General features: G+C 61.8%; 18 protein-coding genes, 1 tRNA gene and 2 pseudogenes. 9 read left to right on the top strand and 12 right to left on the bottom strand.

The window, feature by feature from the left end; all coding sequences use genetic code 11:
- Window positions 1–14: 14 nt before the first annotated feature.
- The 3 genes and pseudogenes from NOX35_RS09215 (at window position 15) to NOX35_RS09210 (ending at window position 1,728) form a co-directional block, all read left to right on the top strand.
- Entirely contained in the window at window positions 15–485 is a 471-nt protein-coding gene (locus tag NOX35_RS09215) for a hypothetical protein (RefSeq protein WP_256496412.1), read from the top strand.
- Window positions 486–568: 83 nt separating this feature from the next.
- A pseudogene (locus tag NOX35_RS28765) lies at window positions 569–700 on the top strand (helix-turn-helix domain-containing protein); the annotation flags it as partial.
- Between the two features lie 14 nt (window positions 701–714).
- The gene (locus NOX35_RS09210) at window positions 715–1,728 is read left to right on the top strand and encodes a site-specific integrase (RefSeq protein ID WP_256496411.1); all 1,014 of its coding nucleotides are present in this window, start codon (window positions 715–717) and stop codon (window positions 1,726–1,728) included.
- Window positions 1,729–1,798: 70 nt separating this feature from the next.
- Here the strand turns inward: NOX35_RS09210 and NOX35_RS09205 are convergent.
- The 5 genes from NOX35_RS09205 to tolB all read right to left on the bottom strand — a co-directional run bounded on the left by NOX35_RS09205 (window position 1,799) and on the right by tolB (window position 5,470).
- Window positions 1,799–1,874: transfer RNA gene (locus NOX35_RS09205), tRNA-Lys, on the bottom strand.
- A gap of 96 nt (window positions 1,875–1,970) precedes the next feature.
- On the bottom strand, window positions 1,971–2,795 hold the full coding sequence (locus NOX35_RS09200) for a ThiF family adenylyltransferase (RefSeq protein ID WP_256496410.1): 825 nt from the start codon (window positions 2,793–2,795) through the stop codon (window positions 1,971–1,973).
- Complete coding sequence (ybgF, locus tag NOX35_RS09195) at window positions 2,795–3,556, bottom strand: tol-pal system protein YbgF (RefSeq protein ID WP_182286433.1); 762 nt, start codon at window positions 3,554–3,556, stop codon at window positions 2,795–2,797. Before ybgF ends, NOX35_RS09200 begins: the two co-directional genes overlap by 1 nt.
- Window positions 3,556–4,083 (bottom strand): peptidoglycan-associated lipoprotein Pal, encoded by a 528-nt coding sequence (gene pal, locus NOX35_RS09190; protein ID WP_003061517.1) that lies wholly within the window; start codon window positions 4,081–4,083, stop codon window positions 3,556–3,558. Before pal ends, ybgF begins: the two co-directional genes overlap by 1 nt.
- A gap of 67 nt (window positions 4,084–4,150) precedes the next feature.
- On the bottom strand, window positions 4,151–5,470 hold the full coding sequence (gene tolB, locus NOX35_RS09185; RefSeq protein ID WP_182286432.1) for a Tol-Pal system beta propeller repeat protein TolB: 1,320 nt from the start codon (window positions 5,468–5,470) through the stop codon (window positions 4,151–4,153).
- Between the two features lie 300 nt (window positions 5,471–5,770).
- Between tolB and msbA the strand changes: the two genes are divergently transcribed.
- Complete coding sequence (gene msbA / locus NOX35_RS09180; RefSeq protein ID WP_182286431.1) at window positions 5,771–7,639, top strand: lipid A export permease/ATP-binding protein MsbA; 1,869 nt, start codon at window positions 5,771–5,773, stop codon at window positions 7,637–7,639.
- A 112-nt stretch (window positions 7,640–7,751) separates the two neighbouring features.
- Here the strand turns inward: msbA and NOX35_RS09175 are convergent, their stop codons facing one another.
- The 6 genes from NOX35_RS09175 to mltG form a co-directional block, all read right to left on the bottom strand.
- Window positions 7,752–8,480: an ankyrin repeat domain-containing protein gene (locus NOX35_RS09175; RefSeq protein WP_182286430.1), complete on the bottom strand. Its 729-nt coding sequence runs from the start codon at window positions 8,478–8,480 to the stop codon at window positions 7,752–7,754.
- Window positions 8,477–9,307, bottom strand: coding sequence for a TatD family hydrolase (locus tag NOX35_RS09170; protein ID WP_256496409.1), 831 nt, complete (start codon window positions 9,305–9,307; stop codon window positions 8,477–8,479). The genes NOX35_RS09175 and NOX35_RS09170 overlap by 4 nt, the downstream gene beginning before the upstream one ends.
- 113 nt (window positions 9,308–9,420) lie before the next feature.
- Window positions 9,421–9,744, bottom strand: coding sequence for a PilZ domain-containing protein (locus NOX35_RS09165; RefSeq protein ID WP_182287144.1), 324 nt, complete (start codon window positions 9,742–9,744; stop codon window positions 9,421–9,423).
- Window positions 9,745–9,866: 122 nt separating this feature from the next.
- On the bottom strand, window positions 9,867–10,892 hold the full coding sequence (locus tag NOX35_RS09160; RefSeq protein WP_182286428.1) for a DNA polymerase III subunit delta': 1,026 nt from the start codon (window positions 10,890–10,892) through the stop codon (window positions 9,867–9,869).
- Window positions 10,889–11,578 (bottom strand): dTMP kinase, encoded by a 690-nt coding sequence (gene tmk, locus NOX35_RS09155; RefSeq protein WP_256496408.1) that lies wholly within the window; start codon window positions 11,576–11,578, stop codon window positions 10,889–10,891. The genes NOX35_RS09160 and tmk overlap by 4 nt, the downstream gene beginning before the upstream one ends.
- Window positions 11,579–11,668: 90 nt before the next feature.
- A complete protein-coding gene (gene mltG / locus NOX35_RS09150) occupies window positions 11,669–12,661 on the bottom strand; it encodes an endolytic transglycosylase MltG (protein WP_256496407.1) in 993 nt (330 codons plus the stop codon).
- Window positions 12,662–12,705: 44 nt separating this feature from the next.
- On the opposite strand from mltG, the gene NOX35_RS09145 reads away from it, so the two are divergent.
- Together NOX35_RS09145 and NOX35_RS09140 are read left to right on the top strand one after the other, a co-directional pair.
- The gene (locus tag NOX35_RS09145) at window positions 12,706–13,662 is read left to right on the top strand and encodes a folate-binding protein YgfZ (protein ID WP_182286425.1); all 957 of its coding nucleotides are present in this window, start codon (window positions 12,706–12,708) and stop codon (window positions 13,660–13,662) included.
- 115 nt (window positions 13,663–13,777) lie between these two features.
- Window positions 13,778–13,921: pseudogene (locus NOX35_RS09140) on the top strand (IS5/IS1182 family transposase); the annotation flags it as partial.
- Between the two features lie 610 nt (window positions 13,922–14,531).
- Here the strand turns inward: NOX35_RS09140 and NOX35_RS09135 are convergent.
- Window positions 14,532–15,515: a LysR family transcriptional regulator gene (locus tag NOX35_RS09135; RefSeq protein WP_256496406.1), complete on the bottom strand. Its 984-nt coding sequence runs from the start codon at window positions 15,513–15,515 to the stop codon at window positions 14,532–14,534.
- Window positions 15,516–15,623: 108 nt separating this feature from the next.
- Between NOX35_RS09135 and NOX35_RS09130 the strand changes: the two genes are divergently transcribed.
- The 3 genes from NOX35_RS09130 to NOX35_RS09120 are packed head-to-tail and all read left to right on the top strand — an operon-like array spanning window position 15,624 to window position 18,906.
- Window positions 15,624–16,898, top strand: coding sequence for an acetyl-CoA hydrolase/transferase family protein (locus NOX35_RS09130; RefSeq protein WP_256496405.1), 1,275 nt, complete (start codon window positions 15,624–15,626; stop codon window positions 16,896–16,898).
- Window positions 16,895–18,145, top strand: a complete 1,251-nt coding sequence (locus NOX35_RS09125) for a CaiB/BaiF CoA-transferase family protein (RefSeq protein WP_256496404.1) — start codon at window positions 16,895–16,897, stop codon at window positions 18,143–18,145. Before NOX35_RS09130 ends, NOX35_RS09125 begins: the two co-directional genes overlap by 4 nt.
- Window positions 18,142–18,906 carry an enoyl-CoA hydratase/isomerase family protein gene (locus NOX35_RS09120; protein ID WP_256496403.1) on the top strand — a complete coding sequence of 255 codons (765 nt, stop codon included), beginning with the start codon at window positions 18,142–18,144 and terminating at the stop codon, window positions 18,904–18,906. Before NOX35_RS09125 ends, NOX35_RS09120 begins: the two co-directional genes overlap by 4 nt.
- Window positions 18,907–18,917: the final 11 nt, after the last annotated feature.

Genomic DNA, 18,917 nt, shown 5'->3' with positions numbered 1-18,917 from the left:
AATGGATGGAAGCCATGGCAATGACAGCACACCAAGCCGACGATCTGCGCACCCTGGCCGCAGCCGCCGAGAAAGATGGCCAGCACATCTACACCCACTGGCGCGATAGCAACGCGGCCAAGGCCAATGAGGCATGGCACAAAGCAGCCAGCCCCGAGCTATTCGTCGGCCTGCTGGACCGCATCGCAGAGCTGGAAGCCCAGCAGGCGCGCAAGCCACTGACAATTCCCGCGCTCGACACTCGCTCAGTTGTCAGTGACGACGAGTTGGCAAAGGCTTTTGCCGGCACGAACTTTGGCGGCGCAGATCACCGGCAAGAGCTGCATATCGCGGTTCTGAAAAAAGCATCCGGCTATTACTGCGGTCACACCATCACAACCATCATGCGGGAGCTTCGCCTTATCGGCGCGGACAACCTTCCCACAAAGAAGGGACGCAAGCTGATAAGCCTCGCATTTCACGCACTGATGGTGGGTGGCCCATGAGCCACCGAGCCCGCGACAGATGGCGCGAACCTATCAACCACCCAGAGCCCCGCTGATGCGGGGTTTTGCTTTTGGAGACCTAGATGCTTGATGCAAAAGCCGTTGCCGGGATGCTCGGACTTAGCGAGCGAACCGTCTATGAACTCGCAAAATCCGGGCGCCTGCACTGCTACCGATTCGGTAGTGCTGTGCGCTTTGAAGAATCTGACATAGAGGAATACAAAAAATCATGCCGATCCGTTTCGACTCCCGCAACCAGCGTTGGCGCTTTGAGTTCGACCAGGTTATTGCGGGCCAGCGGCAGCGGGCTAGCCGCCTTCTTCCAAAAGGCTACACCAAAGCCGAGGCCCAAAAGTTCGACCTCGAAGAGACCAAGCGACTCCACTCGATTGCGACTGGTGTCAGCAAGCCCGAGCCACTGATTGAAGATGCGGTACTGCTCTATCTGAAGTACCACGCACCAGCACTCAAGAGCTATGAGAACATCGTGCGCGAGCTCAAGGCCTGCTACAGCGCCTATGCTGGAAAGCCGTTCTCAGCTCTGCCAGCCATTGCCATCAGCTACCGGCCTGTGGGTGATGACAAGAAGCTGATGTCTGCGGCGACGGTGCGCAACCGGCTCTCCTACCTTCGAGCGGCTTGCCGCTATGCGTGGAAGCACCATGGACTGGGCGACCGAAACCCAGCCGAGCGCGTCAGCATGCCGAAGGTGCGCAACGAGCGTCATGTCTACTTGGGCCGCGCCGAGTTCCTGAAGATCTGTTCTAAGATCCGGCCCGGCAAGGAGAGGGCCGCTATCCGCATTGCGTTCTACAGTGGCATGCGGGCGGCTGAGGTGGGCTTGGCCCAGGTCGCCTACGGGGGAGATGTGTTTGAGCTGAGCAGCCAGCACACCAAGAACGGTCAGCCCCGCGCTGTTCCTATTCACCCCCGAGTCGCCCACATCGTGCGCAACCCTACCCTTTGGCCGGTGAAGCCGACAAAGTGGACGGTCAGCAAGGCATTCAAGGCTGGCGCCCGAGCGGCTGGTTTCGGTCATGCCAGGCTGCACGACTTGCGGCATAGTACGGCGAGCGAGATGATCAACGCCGGAGTTGATCTCTACACGGTTGGTGGGGTACTGGGGCACAAGTCGGCGGTCAGCACCAAGCGCTACAGCCACCTTGCGACCCAGACTCTCCAGACCGCTGTTGCGTTGGTTGGCAAAAAAATCCGCACACCAACCAAAAGAAAGGCGGCTTGAATTTGATTCTTGCTGCTTAATTGATAGCAAAAGAAAAAGGCCCCGTATTGCTACGGGGCCTTGTTATCTTTGGTGGGTCCTGCGAGATTCGAACTCGCGACCAACGGATTAAAAGTCCGCTGCTCTACCGACTGAGCTAAAGACCCTGCCACACATCAAAAGCAGTAGTTGCCTAATCAGTGGAATGACGTTATTGTAATCTATTTTTCCCGGCTCTTTGCCTAATTCTTGAATTAGTTGGATCAGTTGGGTTTGCGAGCCAATTGATCAAGCACCCAGCCTGCTGCGCACTGACCAAAGGTCGCTGTTACAGCCACGACCGAGCCATAGCCGTGGCAGTTGAGACTGCCATCACCACCTTCGATCGAGCAAGACGCATCAGGTGGTGCCACGGCCTCGCGGCTGAACACACAAGTCACCCCCATGCGCTTGCCATCCCTGGGAGCGCCATGCTGCTTGCGCAGTCGGTAGCGTAGCTGCGATAGAAGCGGATCATGTGTTGTCGCACTGAGGTCGGCAATATCCACCAGATGGGCCATGCGCTTTCCGCCCGCAGCGCCGACGGAGATGAAGCACTGCCGGGTCTTGCGCGCATGTGCCGCCATTTCGGCCTTGGCCTTGATCTGGTCGCAAGCATCTATCACCGCATCGGCATCTGCCGGCAAGAGTTGCTGCCAGTTGTCCGGATCGACAAATTCATCGATGCAATTGACCTCGCAGGCAGGATTGATCTCGGCGATGCGATCACGCATGGCATCGATCTTGGCCTGACCGACAGTGCTGGTCAGCGCGTGGATCTGGCGATTGATATTGGACTCGGCCACATGGTCCATATCGATCAGAGTCAAGCGACTCACGCCGCTGCGCGCCAGAGCCTCGGCCGTCCATGAGCCGACTCCGCCCACACCAACCACCACCACATGGGCCGCTCGAATCCGGGCTGCCCCCTGCACGCCGTAAAGGCGCTCCAAGCCGCCAAAGCGGCGCTGCACATCTGCTTCTTCCATAGAAAAAACAGCGCCGGATTGGGGCGCTGTTTCCGCTTGAGGCTGAGAATATTCGGCCATTACTTGAGCGTCGCCAGCTTGGACTTGGCAATCCCTGCGGCTTCCGAGTTCGGATAGGCCTGCAGCAGCTCTTCCAGGGTCTTGCGAGCTGCCTTGGTGTCCTTGAGTTCCACCAGACAGTTGGCGATGGACAGGGCCGCTTCGGGTGCACGAGCATGCATGGGCGCATTGGTCATGACCGAACGGAAATTGGCGATGGCATTCTTGTAGTCGCGCGTGGCGTACTGCGAGTTGCCCAGCCAGAAGCGTACCGACGGTGTATAGCCGCTCTTGGGCCATTGGCGCAGGAAAGCGGCGAAGGCCTGACCGGCCTCCGGGAACTTGCCCGAACGGAACATGCCCAGAGCCTGCTCGAATTCCTGCTGCTCATTGCGGTCGGCGGTGAACTCCACGCCGTCCACGGTCACGCTGACGGGCTCGAACTGGCGCAGCCGCTCGTCAAAGCCCTTGGCCAGATCTTTCTGGCCACGCTGCAACTCCGCGACGTCGCGTGTCAGCTGCTCGTTCTGACCTCGCAGCTTGGCCTGGTCCGACTTGAGCGACTCGATCTGCGACTGCAGATCCAGCAGGCTGCGGCGGGTCTGCTCCTGCGACTGCTGCAGGCTGTCAACGCGCTGGCGCAGTTCGATGATGGCGCGGCGCGCCTCGTCATCACCAAACAGGGCTGCATGGGCGCTGATGGCAGAGCCGGCCAGCAGGCCGGCCACCACCAAGCGAGGCAGCGTTGCGTGACGGAGAGTCAACAAGGCCTGCTTCATCATTAACGGTAGTTGATTTCAACGCGACGGTTTTGGGCGTAGGCGTCTTCGCTATGACCTTCAGCAGCGGGCTTTTCCTTGCCGTAGCTCACCGCTTCAACCTGAGCGTCGTTCACGCCCAGCAGGCCCAGAGAGCGGCGCACGGCTTCAGCGCGCTTTTGACCCAGGGCCAGGTTGTATTCACGGCCGCCACGCTCGTCGGTATGGCCTTCCAGCTGCACCTTGGCAGCGGGGTTGGCCTTGATGAACTTGGCATGGGCTTCGATCTGGGGCTGTGCATCAGCCTTGACAGAGTAGCTGTCAAAGTCGAAGTAGACGATGCGGCTGACACCCTGAGGGCCGGCCTTGGAAGCGGCGGAACCTGTCAGGTCCACGCCCGACACGCCACTCTGGCCCTGGCCGCTGGTGCCAGCACCCTGGCTGGACAGCGAACCGTCAACGGGCTTGTCGTCCAGCTTGACGCCAGAGCTGCAACCTGCGACCAGTGCGGTCACAGCCAAAGCCAGGGAAAGACGTTTGATAGTCAACATGAGATTTCTCCGAACAGTCCACAACGGACTTCATCACTAGAAAGAAAGAGGGAAAGCAAACTTCAGATCAGTGTTTTTGGAACGGGCCCCAGTCGGGCTCACGTATGTCTCCACTTGCACCTGCCAGACGCGCCTTGATCTTGCCGTCCAGCGTAGTGGTCATGAGCGCTTCACGGCCTCCCTGAATGGTGGCGTAAACAATCAGACGGCTATTGGGCGCAAAACTCGGGCTTTCATCCGCCGTGGTGTCCGTGACGGAGTTCACTGTGCCTGTTGCCAGATCCATGACCTGGAGCTTGAAGCCACCGCCCACGCGGGAGACATAGGCCAGCCATTTGCCGTCGGGGCTGATGGCGGGCGAGATGTTGTAGGTGCCGCTGAAGGTCACTCGTTCGGCACTGCCGCCCGAGGACGAGACCTTGTAAACCTGAGGTGCACCGCCACGATCGCTGACGAAGTAAATGGTGCGGCCGTCGCTGGAGAAGCAGGGCTCGGTATCGATGCCGCTGCTTTGCATGAGACGGCGGGGCTCACCGCCCTGGGCGCTGAGCAGATAGAGCTGCGAGCCACCGTCGCGGCTAAGCGTCACGGCCAGACGGCTGCCGTCGGGCGACCAGGCGGGAGCGCTGTTGGAGCCGCGGAAGTTGGCCAGCAGACGACGATGGCCGCTGGCCACATCGTGCACGTAGACCACGGGCTTGCGTGACTCGAAGGACACATAGGCCAGTTGCGTGCCGTTGGGCGCCCAGGCCGGGGAAATGATGGGCTCGGGGCTGGACAGCGCAGATTGGGCATTCTCGCCGTCCGCATCGGCAATCCACAGGCGGTAATGAGCGCCGGCCTTGGTCACATAGGCAATGCGGGTGGAGAAAATGCCTTTCTCGCCCGTGAGCTTTTCATAGATGTAGTCGGCAATGCGGTGGGCCACCAGGCGCAGATCGCCGGTGGTGACTGCGAAGCCCTGGCCTCCCAGGTCCTGGCCTTTGACCACATCCCAAAGGCGGAAGCGCACATCCCAGCGGCCATCGGCCAGACGCGTGATGCTGCCGGTCGCCAGCGAATCGGCCCCCTTCTGGCGCCACTGGGCCACATCGGGGCGCGAGGTTTCGTCAAGCGCCAGGCCTGAGGCATCCACGCCGCGGAACTGTCCGCTGCGCTCCAGGTCGGCCTGGATGATGGCGGAAATCTTCTGTGGGGCCGAGCCCTCTCCCTTGAACTGGGCAATTGCAATCGGCAACTGTGTCAGGCCCACGCCTGTTACCTCAACCCTGAACTGGGCCAGTGCCGGAAGGGCCGGCGTGGCGGCTAGCGTTGCCAGCATGGCTCTACGAGAAGCGCGCGGCCCTGCCGCCCAGGTTGTCAGGGATGGAAGTCGGTCAATAGTCATTGGCAGCCATCAAAATTTCCGGAATTGCCCGGTACAAACACAAGCGCGAATGTTACACACACTGACGGATTCCTGATGTAAGAACGTGCTCAGTAGGGTGATCAAACGCAAGTGCCACAAAACTTTCAGATCGGGAGCATGCCAGAGTCTGCATGAGCGCAGAGGCAATCCCCTTGCCGATTCTGCCGCAGGCTTGCGCTTTATATTCAAACAGGCATAGTTGGTTACAACTTCATCCCAAATTTCATCTATTGAGATCACTGCGGACTCCAAAAGCACAAGCCCTAAAATCACGCGCTTATGCAAGCCACACCGCCCCCATCGCCGAGCGAGACCTCCAAGGCCGTCCCTGCCCCAGCTCCCGCCCAAGCAGCCCCCGTCAATCCATCCGAGCTGCCGCTGATGCAGCGCCTCAAGCGCCTGACACCTTATTTCTCGGGCCAGCGCTGGGCCTGGGGTCTGGCCATTTTTGCCACGCTGGTGGGTGCGGCGACCGAGCCTGCCATGCCGGCACTGCTCAAGCCCCTGCTCGACAGCGGTTTTACGGCAGGGTCGCTGCCGCTGTGGACAGTGCCCGTGTTTCTGATCGGCCTGTTCGTGATTCGCGGCCTGGCCCAGTTCACAGGCCAGTACGCGCTGGCACGCATCACCAATGACGGCATGCTGGGTCTGCGCCAGAAACTCTTCGAGCGCCTGCTGGCCGCAGACATGAGCCTGTTTTCCAGGCAATCGGCATCGGCGCTGTCCAACACCATCGTCTACGAGGTGCAGACCGGTGCCCAGCAGCTGGTGCAGGCCATGATGAGCATTTCTCGCGACGGTTTCACGCTGATCGCCCTGCTCGGCTACCTGATCTATCTGAACTGGCAGCTCACGCTGATCGTGGCCTTCATGGTGCCGGGTGTGGCCTGGGTCATGAAGACGCTGTCGCGCCGCCTCTATCGCATCACCAAGTCCAGCCAGACAGCCACCGACGAGCTGGCCTATGTGGTAGAGGAGAACGTGCTGGCCCACCGCATGGTGCGCCTGCATGGTGCCCAGGCTTCGCAGCAGTCGCGCTTTGGCGAGCTGAGCCGTCAGCTGCGCGGCCTGAACACCAAGGCCACCATCGCCTCGGCCGCCATGACTCCGCTGACCCAGGTGCTGGCGGCGATTGCGCTGTCGGTGATTCTCTGCATCGCCCTGTGGCAAAGCCGCGAAGGCGGTGCCGCCATCGGCTCGGCCAGCGTGCAGGATGTGACCGTGGGCGGCTTTGCCGCCTTCATCTCGGCCATGCTGATGCTGATTGCGCCCATTCGCCGCATGGCCGATGTGGCCAACCCCATCACGCGCGGCGTGGCCGCACTGGAACGTGGCCTGGCCCTGCTCGAAGGCTCCACCGACGAGCAAGGCGGCAGTTTCAAGCCCTGCGCCAAGGTCAGCGGCGCACTGCAGCTGAACGATGTGAGCGTGCAGTTTGGCCCGGACAAGGCTCCGGCCCTCTCGCACCTGAGCCTGAATGTCAAGGCTGGCGAAGTCGTGGCCCTGGTCGGCCCGTCCGGTGCCGGCAAGACCACGCTGGTCAATCTGCTGCCCCGCTTTTTCTCGCCCACCAGCGGCCAGATCATGCTGGAAGGCGTGCCCGTGGCCGACTGGGACCTGAACACGCTGCGCCAGCAGTTCGCCATGGTCAGCCAGGACGTGGTCATGCTCAACGACAGCGTCGCGGCCAATGTGGCGCTGGGCAAGGAGATCGACGAGGCCCGCGTCTGGTCCGCGCTGGAAGCCGCCAATCTGGGCGACTTTGTGCGCAATCTGCCTCAGGGCCTGCACACCCTCGTGGGCCACAATGCCAGCCAGCTCTCGGGCGGCCAGCGCCAGCGCCTGGCCATTGCCCGCGCGCTATACAAGGACGCGCCGATCCTGATTCTGGACGAAGCCACTTCGGCGCTGGACAACGAGTCCGAGCGTCTGGTCCAGCAAGCCCTGAACCGGCTGATGCAGGGCCGCACCACGCTGGTGATCGCCCACCGCCTGTCCACCATCGAGCATGCGGACCGCGTGGTGGTCATGGAACGCGGCCAGATTGCCGAGCAAGGCTCGCATGCACAGCTGATGGAGCTGGGTGGTCTCTATGCCCGCCTGCACAATCAGGTGCGCAGCTCGACCCCCGGTGAGCCTCAAATTTAAGAGCTGCTACCGCATATGAATAAAGGACTTCAGAGTCAAATAACTCTGAAGTCCTTTTTCATTGGGCGCTGGCAGCTACCAAAATACCAATGACAGCGGTGAACAGCGCCCGCTACCAGGTCCCGCGCGAGGGCTGGGTACGGCGCTCATGCTGCAGCGCCTTGCCCAGCAGATCGACCATGTACTGCCGGTCCACCAGCCTGGCGAAATCCGCAGCCGTCATATTGCGCTGGTTGCGCAGCGTGATGTCCGCGCCCTCCTCCAGCAGCAGCCTGACCACGGCTTCGCTGCTGTACTGGGCGGCCAGCATCAGCGGTGTGCTGCCGTTCGGCGATGCGGCATCGATATAGGCGCTTTCCTCCAGCAGCAGCTTGATGATGTCCAGCGTCTGCGGCGTATCGGCAGAAGCCGCATAGTGCAGCGGCGCCCAGCCTTCGCGATTGACGTCCGCGCCGCGCTTGATCAGCTCGCGCACGATATCCAGGTGCCCCTTGATGCAGGCCATCATCAGCGGCGTCTCGTTCTGGCGCGAGGCCAGATTGACATCGATGCGGGGCGCCTTGAGCAGCACATCGAAGACCTTGAGCGAGTCCTGATGCAGAGCCGCCACCAACCCCGGCCGTCCGCGTGAATCCAGGGTGTTGGCGTTGAAGCCGCGAAAGATCAGATTCACCATGGCACTGGAGTTGTCGCTGACCAGCGCCCGCGAATAGTCCTCGTAGTCATTGGCCAGGGCCAGCCCTGGCAGGCCCGCCACCCCGACGACAGCAGCACCCGCCCAGCGCAGGCTCTGGCGGCGGTTCAATGACGATGCAATCGATGGGGCAGCAAAAAGACTCATGCACTCGCTCCGGAGTTCGCTGACAAGGTCACGCCCTTGAACAGGCGGTCAAAGTTGGCACTGGTGGCGGCAGCCACCTCCTCGATGGAGATGCCGCGCACCTCGGCAATCTGCTTGGCCACAAAGGGCACGTAGGAAGGATTATTGATCTTGCCGCGGTAGGGCACGGGCGCGAGATAGGGGCTGTCGGTTTCGATCAACAACCTGTCCAGTGGCACGAAAGCCGCCACGTCACGCAGGTGCTGGGCATTCTTGAAGGTCACGATGCCTGACAGTGAGATGTAGTAACCCATGTCCAGACCGGCACGGGCCACTTCGGCGGTTTCGGTGAAACAGTGAAAAACACCACCTGCCTGGGTGCCGGAATCCGCCTCGCCGCACTCGCGCAAAATGCCCAGGGTGTCGTCGGAGCTGCTGCGGGTGTGGATGACCAGCGGCTTTTGCGTAATCTGCGCAGCCCTGATATGCGTGCGAAACCGCTCGCGCTGCCATTCCAGGTCGGCAATCGTGCGACCGCCCTTGCGGTCTTCCATGCCGTAGTAATCGAGCCCGGTCTCGCCTATCGCCACCACACGCGGCAGTGCTGCGCGCTCCACCAGATCCTGCACGCTGGGCTCGGTCATGTCTTCGGTGTCGGGGTGCACACCCACGGTGGCCCAGAAATTGTCGTAGTCCAGCGCCAGCTGGTGCACCTCGGGAAACTCTTCCATCGTCGTGCTGATGCACAGCGCGCGCGTGACCTTGGCAGCAGCCATGGCTGCGCGGATCTGCGCGATATTGGCACTCAGTTCGGGGAAATTCAGGTGACAGTGGGAATCGGTAAACATAGAAATTGGATCGCCCCTGGGCGGCTGCGCCGCTTCCCCCAGGGGACGACGCCATCGCTGCAGACGGCTCTTGCTCGGCGTCTCTGATGTGGGAGCGCGCCAGTATTAAAAAATCAGATTGTCTGGGTCGGCTTCTCTGAGCTCCGGGCCGTGCCCAGAATCTGCTCGATCTTGGCCCTGAGCTCGGCGGACTTGGCATCCTTGGGAAACTGGATGCCCACGCCCTGGGTGCGATTGCCGGAAGCACGCTCGGGCGTCACCCAGGCCACACGGCCCGCAATCGGATAGCGCTGCGGATCGTCGGGCAGGGTCAGCAGCACATAGACATCATCGCCCAAACGATAGTCACGCTGCGTGGGCACAAAAATCCCCCCTTCGGCGAACAACGGAATATAGGCGGCATACAGCGCCGCCTTTTCCTTGATCGCCAGCTGCATCACGCTGGGACGAGGGGTGGTAGTTGCGTTCATAGTCGGTAGCGGAATTCTTGTGACGGCCGGGCGGCGCAAATCGCGAGGTTAACACCCGGGAAAATTTTGACCAAACCGAGCTTCATGACCTAGCGCACGGCTCTGGCGGCTTTGCCCGAGATCAGCACCGCCCGCGCCCTGGAGGCCAGAGCCTCCATCATCAGCCCGGCATTGAAGGGGTGATCGGCCGTGCGCGCCGCCTGCAACAGCTCGCTCGACCATTCGGCCAGCAGCGCCATGGGCAGCGGCTTGCCCGGCAGATCGGCAGGCGAGAAATACCGGGGCTCGCCGCCACCGGCCAGAGCCATCAGGTCGTGGCAGATTTTCTGCAGCGCCTGCACGGCATCCACCGGTGCAAAAGCCGCAAGCGCAGCCACATCACCCTTGGCCAGCTGCCTTGGCAACTGCGCCCAGGCGGCGGCCTTGCCTGCGTCCGCCGCCATGCGCAGCGCATCGCCGGGCCGGCCGCCGGCAGCCTGCAAGGCCGCTGCGGCATCGGGCTCGTTCAGTCCTTGCGTCTGCAGCCATTGCGCGGCCTCGGCCGCGGCGGGCCAGGTCATGGTGTGCGTCAGGCAGCGGCTGCGAATGGTGGGCAGCAACTGGTGCGCTGCCTCGCTGGCCAGCACGAAGCGGGTGTCTCCGGGCGGCTCCTCCAGCGTCTTGAGCAAGGCATTGGCGGTAATCGCATTCATTTGCTCGGCCGGGTAGACCAGCACGGCCTTGCCGCGTCCGCGCGCGCTGGTACGCTGGCAGAACTCCACGGCATCGCGCATGGCTTCCACGCGAATTTCCTTGCTGGGCTTGCGCTTTTTGTCGTCGATGTCGGCCTGGGCCTTTTCCGGCAGCGGCCAGCCCAGCTCCATCATCTGCACCTCGGGCATGAGCACGCACAGATCGGCATGGGCACGCACCTCGATGGCATGACAGCTGGCGCAATGACCGCAGGCGCCTTGCGCAGACGGCTGCTCGCAAAGCCAGGCGCGCACCAGCGACAGTCCCAGTGCGTACTGGCCCAGACCCGAAGGCCCTTGCAGCAGCCAGGCATGGCCACGCTGGGCCAGCAGGCGGCCACGCTGCGCAGCGATCCAGGGCGCTTCGAGATCGGATGCACTCATGGCTTGCTGCCCACCATGATGGCCAGCCAGCCCTTGCGCACCACGGCCTGGGTGATCTGCTGCCACACGGCGTGGCGGCTGGCATGGGCATCGATGCGCACAAAGCGCCCAGGTGCAGTCCGGGCGCGCTCTGCATAGCCTTGGGCCACTCGGGCAAAGAACTCGCCGGGCTGGGCTTCGAAGCGGTCGGGAACGCGGGCCGTAGCCAGGCGCTCGGCCGCCACTTCGGCGGGCAGGTCAAACCAGAGCGTCATGTCGGGCTCTCGCATGAAATCCGGGGCCTGCCCTGCCTGCAGAGCAGTACCGGTCTGAGCCATGCGCTCCAGAACCGACAACTGCTCCCAGCTGAAACCACGGCCCGCGCCCTGGTAGGCGAAAGTGGCATCGGTGAAGCGGTCGCTGATGACCACCTCGCCACGCGCCAGCGCCGGCTCTATGACCTGTACCAGATGGTCGCGCCGGGCCGCAAAGGCGATCAGCGCCTCGGTCAGCGGGTCCATGGCGTCATGCAGCATCAGGGCGCGCAGCTTTTCGGCCAGCGGCGTGCCGCCGGGCTCGCGCGTGAGCGTGACCACCCGGCCCTGATCGCGAAAAGCCTGGGCCAGTGCCTCGATATGCGAGGACTTGCCCGCACCGTCGATGCCTTCGAAACTGATGAACAGACCCTTGGGTAAAGCTGTACTCACTGATATTTCCTCTAGTGCACCGCAGGGGCTGCACCAGTTGTTTGATTCGACACAGGGCACAGACCACTGCCTTGCGCCCTCAAGGATTGCTTATTGACCGCGTTGGTAGCGGTTGACGGCCCTATTGTGCTCGTCCAGCGAGGCGCTGAAATGGCTGGTGCCGTCGCCCTTGGCCACGAAGTACAGCGCCTTGGTCTGATCGGGCTGCACGGCCGCCATCAGCGCAGCCTTGCCGGGCATGGCGATCGGCGTGACGGGCAGACCCGCACGGGTATAAGTGTTCCAGGGCGTGTCCTCCAGCAGATCACGCTTGCGCAGATTGCCGTCAAAGCTGGCCCCCACGCCATAGATGACCGAAGGATCGGTCTGCAGACGCATGCCTATGCGCAGGCGGTTGGAAAAAACGCCGGCAATCTGCGCCCGGTCTGCAGCGCGGCCGGTTTCCTTTTCCACGATGCTGGCCAGGATCAGGGCTTCGTCGGCAGATTTGAGCGGGGTATTGGCCGCCCGCATGGCCCAGGCATCGGCCAGACGGCGATCCATGGCATGCAGCGCACGGCGCAGCACGGCCATGTCCGAGCTGCCCTTGGCGTAGGTATAGGTGTCGGGAAAAAAACGGCCTTCGGGCGGCACGCCCGCGCGCTCCAGTGCCGTCATCACAGCCTCGTCGCTGAGCCCTGCGCTGTCTTGCTTGAGGAATTCCTCACGCGCCAGCGCCGCGCGCACCTGACGCCAGTTCCAGCCTTCGACAAGAGTCAGTGCACGCAGGCTTTCCTCGCCCCGCGCCAGCTTTTGCAGCAGCACATAGGGCGTGAGCCCCGTGCTCAGTTCGTAGTTGCCAGCCTTGATGGCGCGGTCCTTGCCCGAGAGGCGAAACCACACATAGAGCAGGCGCGCATCGGTTTGCACCCCGGCCTTGACCACGTTCTGCGCCACGCCACGCGGCGTGGTGCCGGGCTCTATCTCCAGCTCCAGACTGGGCTCGGACAGCTGCAGCGGCTGGTTCAGCCACCACCAGGCGCCTCCCGCCGCCAGGGCAGCCAGAAGCAGCAAAAATATCAGTGCTCGAATAAGGGCACGCACAAGCTAGATCCATCAGTACACAGAGCGACGATCATAATTCAGCCATGACCCAGCCCAAGACGCTGCCCCTGAACGGCATTACCCCCATTTCCCACCTTGGTGTCATCCGCGCCGTTGGCGCCGACGCAGCCAGCTTTCTCCATGGCCAGCTGAGCAACGATTTCGCGCTGCTCAAGTTCGATCAGGCCCGCCTCGCGGCTTTTTGCACGGCCAAGGGCCGCATGCTGGCCAGCTTCATCGGCTTCAGGCTCAGCGCTGATGAAATTGTGCTGATCTGTGACCGCAGCCTGCTGGCCCCCACACTCAAGCGCCTGTCCATGTTTGTGCTGCGCGCCCAGTGCAAGCTCAGCGATGCGACGGCTGACTTCGCCCTCTACGGGCTGACCGGCCAGGCCGCCGAGCAGCTTGCCGGCAAGAACGCAGCGGCCTGGGCGCTCAAGCAGCAAGGCGATGCCCATGTGCTCGCGCTCTACCCCGCTGCAGGCAACCAGCGTGCGCTGTGGATAGGCCCTGCGGGTCAGGCCCCCGAAGGGCAGTTGCTGAGCGAAGACCTCTGGCAATGGTCCGAAGTACAGAGCGGCGTGGCCACTCTGTCGGCCCCCGTGGTCGATGCCTTTGTACCCCAGATGCTGAACTACGAATCCCTGGGTGGCGTCAACTTCAAGAAGGGCTGCTACCCCGGCCAGGAAGTGGTGGCCCGCAGCCAGTTCCGCGGCACGCTCAAGCGCCGCGCCTATCTGGTTCATGCCGACCAGGCTCTGAGCGTCGGCCAGGAAGTCTTCAGCGCCGAAGATCTCGAGCAGGCAACCGGCACCGTGGTGCAGGCAGCCGCAGCTCCGCAAGGCGGCTGGGATGCCATTGTCTCGATGCAGATTGCCTCTTCCACCCGCGACGATCTGTTTGCCCATGCTGCGCTGGCCGAAGGCCAGAGCGCCGATACGGGCAAGGGCATTGCGCTGCAGACCCTGCCCCTGCCCTACGAGCTACTGGCGGATATCTGAACGTCTCGGACCCGCATTGCCGCAGGACTGGCAGTGCCTGATTTGTCAGGGCTGGATTGGCCAGTACCTAACTTCGGCACCGTCTGCCGTCGCCAGAGCAGCTTGCTTGGTGTAGACCAAGATGAACTGCATCAAACGACTGGGCGAGCGGGTCATGTCCAGAGCCCTTGAACGACAAGCCAATGAACTGCACATCCGCGCGGCCATCCTCAATCGGTTCACTGAACTAGGGCGTCCGCAGACGCTCGGCGTGGCATAGCTGCGTCTGGGGTCAGGGGTAACTCAACCTCGGACGGATTTGAATATGAAGGACTTCCCGCCATCTTGGCCTGCTGGATACGCAGTGCCACGATGGATCGGCAAGCCAATTTCTTCGTCATTCATCAGGAGCCGTGCCATGCAAACCATCGTCCCTGTCGGGGTAGATCTCCCAAAGAATGTGCTGCAGGTCCATGCAGTTGATGGGCAAGTGAACCCTTTTAAACTGCGAAATTGCAGCCCATAAAGCGTTGTATGTCCGATTGGTAGGGCTCAGATCGTTATTAATCTGGAAAAGTCTTCAACGCAATGAAATGCGAAAAATCTGTTGCCCATTGGCTGAGATGTCGATGAAATTTTTGCGTTTCCACACAGCCTCGGTCGATTGCTGCCCATCAACCTCACAGGAGCAATGGCAGCTCTCTGCCAAGGAACAGCACCTCGCAATAGCGAAACCAGTTATCTGACTCAAGACGCTATCTATGAAATGCTGGTCGATTCATCGCTCACTTGCAAATGATTTTGATGTAGAAGTTCATCAAAAAATGCCCACCGATAGTGGGCATCTCTTCAGGTAGCGTCATAGACGCATTAAGAACTGTTGCAGGCTGCTAGGAAAAATCGCAGTGCAGTTCGCTACAGACCTGGTTCAGCTGTTCACGCAACCACTGCAAGGCCGGGTCTTGATTGGCAACGTTATGCCACCAAGCTGAAACAGCGTATGTGGGCAGCTCGAATGCCAAGGGTACGACGGCAAGAGTTTTATGCCAATGCGGCAGTAGCGCAAGCTCGGGAACTACCCCCAGGTAAGGGCCTGTCTCCAGAGCGCGCATGAGAGCTTCGAAGCTTGAGACCACGCACACTATGTTGCGGCGGGCATGTGCTCCTTTAAAAAGCTCATTGAGCATTGCGGAGATTTGTCCGATGCCGGCAGGCTGCGCATCGACCTGAGGATGCTTTCCAAAGGCACTCAACGTCAATGCCCCACTAGCAAGGAGGTTGCGTGCGACGTCCGGCCTCGCCACGCACAGCAGCCTTTGCCGTAGCAGAGGCATCTCGCGCAGCGGCTCATCGGGCGACAGCATGCCCAAAATCATGTCCAGATGCCCATCCTTTAGCACCGTCATATCGCTACGCAAAATGGAGCGCACGAATAGCCGAATGCCCGGTGCCTGGCGCGCCGTATAGTCAAGCAATCGCGGCACTAGCAGTTGCTGCAAATGCTCGTTCATGGCTAGATGAACATCGCGCTGCACAGTCGCCGGATGGAACTCGTTTGACGCGAAGATTTGCTGCGTCAGATCCATCATCGACGCCAACGCCGCCTCAATTGACCGCGCACGCTGCGTTGGTACCACGCCATTTCCCTGTCGCACGACCAATGGGTCGTCGAACTCACTGCGCAGTCGTTCTAGCGACCGACTCACGGCGGGTTGTGTCAACCCCAACAAACGCGCCGCCCCCGACACACTGCGCGTACGTAGCACGGCATACAGGGTTACGAGCGCATTCAGGTCACGGCGACGTAGCTTGTCGATATGAGCACTCAGCAGCGCTGGAGGCATGGCATCGGCGGCCATTTCAGATGAGTTCATTGCATCTCCAAGTCATACCAAAATTGATATTAGTTTAATAATTGGTATTTCATCTGGTGAATGACTAGCATACCTAGGATTCTGAAAAGAGTTCGATGGAGACAATGCATGAAACGGATGGATGACATCGAGTCGTTGGATTTTGCGGCCCTATTGCGCGCAGGCGATACGGTGCTTTGGGGCCAGGTCTGTGCCGAACCCGCGCTGCTAACGCAGCGGTTGATGGAGCAACGCCATCGTATCGGTCAATTTCAGGTGTTCGTGGGCTTCCGCACCGCAAACACCTTGCAGCCCGAACATGCTGACACCGTACACATGTTGGCTTTGAACGCGGGCGGTACGAACCGTGCGCTTGCCAAAGCCGGCGTACTCGACATGGTGCCCATGCACATCTCGCAGGTTGAGGCTGCGATCCGCACGGGCTTGCTGCCCTGCGACGTGGTGCTCGTACAGGTCAGTCCGCCAGACGCCCTTGGCCGCTACAGTCTTGGCCTCACGGGCGACTACATGCGTGCCGCTGTGGAGCGAGCCCGCGTGGTGATCGCTGAAGTCAACGTCCAAGTGCCCTGGGTGCCCTGTGACACACCGCTCACTGAGGCCGACATTGATTTTTCCATGTATGTGGACCACCCCCTGCCACAGGTGCCAGCAGCCACAGCCAGCTCCCTTGATGCGCAGATCGCCAACTGGGCTGCTCCCTACATCGATGATGGCGCCACTATCCAGTTCGGCATTGGCGGCGTCCCCGACGCCTTGATGCTGCAACTGCGTGACCGCAAACGTCTGGGGGTGCACTCGGGCATGCTCAGCGATGGGTTCGTCGACCTTGTTGAATGCGGCGCCATCACCAACGAGCACAAGCCCTTCGACCGTGGCGTGAGCGTCACGGGAACCCTCATGGGCACGCAGCGACTGTACCAACTGTGCCATCAGAATCCGGCTGTGCGCTTGGCCCCTCTGTCGTACACCCATGACCCCGTGCGGCTAGCGCAGCTGCCCAATCTCGTGTCCATCAACTCAGCGCTGGAAATCGACCTGACGGGACAGGTGAATGCCGAAGCCCTGGGATCCCACACGCTGGGCGGCGTAGGCGGGCAGGCGGACTTCGTGCGCGGCGCGGCTCTCTCGCCCGGCGGGCGCTCCATCATTGCCCTGGGCAGCATCACACCCAAGGGGGCCAGCCGTATCGTTGCGCAACTCAGCGGTCCCGTGACCACGGCGCGCAGCGATGTCGACCTAGTCATCACAGAACATGGCGTGGCAGAACTTCGCGGGCACAGCCTGCGCCAGCGCATCCGCGCCATGATCGCCATCGCCGACCCCTCGCAGCGTGAAGCCCTAGAGCGCGCTGCCTATCCCCTCACCAAGGAGTCCGGCGCATGACCGTCACCGCATCCTCTTCTCTCCCCCTCGCTGGTATCAAGGTCGTCGACCTGACCTCGGTCATCATGGGCCCCTACTGCACGCAGATCTTGGCCGACATGGGAGCCGAAGTCATCAAGGTAGAAAGCCCGGGCGGTGACACACTGCGCGCCATTCCCCCTGCTCGCACACGCGGCAGCAGCGCACTCTACCGCTGGCTCAACCGCGGCAAGCGCAGCCTAGCGCTGAACCTCAAAGACGCCGAGGCCAAGGACCTGCTGCTGCAACTCGTTGGTGATGCCGACGTGCTGATCCACTCCATGCGTCCTCAGGCCATGGCCGCACTGGGCCTCGACTATGCGAGCGTGCAGGCCCACAACCCGCGGCTCGTCTACTGCAACTTACTAGGCTTTGGGCGCGGAGGGCGTTACTTCGGCCAGGCAGCTTATGACGACACCATTCAGGCCGTCAGCGGCATGGCAATGCTGCAGTCTGAGCTCGCGGGTCAACCTCAATATGTGGCCACGGTAATGGCCGACAAGGTCTGCGGCCTCACGGCCGTCTACGCAGTTACCTCGGCTTTGCTGCAGCGCGAGCGTCAGGGTGGAGCAGGCACCGAAGTCGACGTACCCATGTTCGAGACCATGGCCTCGTTCCTACTGGTCGAGCACCTGACAGGGGCACTCTATGACCCCCCAGAGGGCCGCCCCGTCTACCCGCGTGCGATCTCGCGCGAGCGCCGCCCCTTTCCCACGGCCGACGGTTTCATTTCTGTGCTGGCCTATAACGACAAGCAATGGAGCGCTTTTGCCGACCTTACGGGCCAGCCCGGTCTCAAGAGCGACCCGCGCTTCCGCACGCTACAGGACCGCTCGCGCAACGTGGCCGAGTGGTGCAACACGATCAGTGAAGCGCTGTCGCAGCGCACCACGGCGCAGTGGTTGCCGGCACTTGAAGCCGCGGGCATTCCTGCGGCGCGCGTGAACACCACCGAGGACCTGTTCTTCGACCCGCATCTTCAGGATGTGGGTTTCTTCCAAATTCTCGACGACGCTCAGGACGGCGCGCTGCGTATGCCGCGCCCGCCCGTGATCTTTGGTCAGCGGCCTGCCCCGCTGCGCCCCGCTGGCCCACCGCTGGGGCAGGACACGCGTGCTCTGCTTAAGGGTCTGGGTCTGAGCGAAGAGGCCATTGTCCAGTTGTGTGCACGCGGCATCGTGGTCGATCCGGGCCACGGCACTCAACCCCTTACAGAAAGCACGCCATGAACGACTCCGTTCTCTTTGAAGTGAAGGGCCGTACGGCCGTTATCACCATCCACCGCCCAGAGCAACGCAACGCCATCAACGAAGACGTGCGCACGGGCCTGTTCGCGGCCTTCGAGCGTTTCGAAAGCGACGACAACCTGCTCTGCGCCGTGCTCACGGGTGCAGGAGACAAGGCATTTTGCGCGGGTATGGACCTCAAGATGATGTCGGGTATGGCCAACCAGCCGCTGCCGCCAGGCTACCTGCCCATCATCGGTCAGAGCCTACGCGTGACTAAGCCCACGATCTGTGCAGTGAACGGCGTAGCCACGGCGGGCGGCTGGCTATTCGCGCAGATGTGCGACCTATGCGTGGCATCCGAGCATGCGCGCTTTGGCATCACCGAGGCCAAGGTGGGGCGTGGCATGCCCTGGGCGCCACCATTGATCCACATGTTGCCGCAGCGCTTCTTCATGGAGCTCATGCTCACGGGCGAGATGATCGACGCGCGTCGCGCCATGGAGATCGGCTTCGTGAACCACGTGGTGCCTCAGGATGAGCTGTTGCCCACGGCCCTGACCCTGGCCGAAAAGATTGCCGCCAACGCCCCACTCACAGTACGCGCAGCACGTGAAGTGGTCTATCTCTCGACCGAGATGGGCCGCACTGCCGCCCTTCGGGCCGCTGAGCATGCCTTCGACCGTGTCTACCGCAGCAAAGATGCCATCGAGGGGCCTACAGCCTTTAAGGAAAAACGTCCCCCCCAATGGCAAGGCACCTGACGCGGCTATCA

Source organism: Comamonas sp. C11 (assembly GCF_024496285.1).
GTDB lineage: Bacteria > Pseudomonadota > Gammaproteobacteria > Burkholderiales > Burkholderiaceae_C > Comamonas > Comamonas testosteroni_F.
This window is presented reverse-complemented; position numbering and strand designations above follow the sequence as displayed.